Origin of the sequence: Acinetobacter sp. ANC 5378, assembly GCF_013004315.1 — a bacterium.
Classification (GTDB): Bacteria; Pseudomonadota; Gammaproteobacteria; order Pseudomonadales; family Moraxellaceae; genus Acinetobacter.
The window spans coordinates 1-818 of sequence record NZ_JABERK010000035.1 but is presented as its reverse complement, the minus strand read 5'-3'; the positions used below and the strand labels follow the sequence as shown (position 1 = coordinate 818).

Annotated in this window: 1 protein-coding gene; it reads right to left on the bottom strand. The window is 50.0% G+C overall.

Annotated elements, in window-relative coordinates; all coding sequences use genetic code 11:
* On the bottom strand, nt 1–818 hold an 818-nt coding region (locus HLH16_RS08100), incomplete at both ends, for an Ig-like domain-containing protein (RefSeq protein ID WP_171528930.1).

The following is an 818-nucleotide window of genomic DNA, read 5'->3' as shown; positions in this document are numbered from 1 at the left end:
GCAAGGGTCCAGGTTCCATCACCATTGTTCGTTGCCGGATATTCAACACCATCCACTTCAACTACAACAATCGCTGTTGGGTCATTCACCGTACCGCCCAGTGCCGGGGTGCTGTCATTGGTGTTGCTGTCATTTACAGTAACCACTGGTGCAACCAGATCAACCACAAAGCCATCCGCTGCATTCAGCGTATCACCTGTACCCGGGTTACCCGCAACATCACTATAGCTGCCTGTAGCAACGCTGATACTTGGTGCTGTACCTGAGCCATCCGGGGTAAACGTTGCCGTCCAGGTCTGGCCAGTTGCATCCGGTGTGATCGCACTTAAGCTGCCGCCCACTACAATCACATCACCTTGGCTAAAGCCACTGACCGGCTCATTAAAGCTGAAAGTAATCGTGGTGCTTTCACCTGCTGCAAGTTTCAGATCAGCAGCACTGATGGTTAATGTCGGTGCTGTCGTGTCAACTGCATAGCTTTCTGTCGCAATAGCCGTGAAGCTATTACCCGCAAGATCATGAACCAAGACGCTGCCATTGATTTTGCTGTCGCTATCCGCTGCGAGATCGCTACCCGCGACATCAACATTCCACAAGCCACCACTTTGAACAGTTGTGTTATACAACTTGCCGTTAATGTTGAGGCTGACGACATCACCAAGCTGATATTCACCAGTCACGCTACCACTGATATTAATGCTTAGACCCGCTTCTGCTGCATTAATGATGCTGTCACTTGTAACAGCATCAATGCTTAATGTCGCTGCTGGGGCAACAGTATCTACTGTTAATGAACCGGTATCTGTACTGCTGTTCCC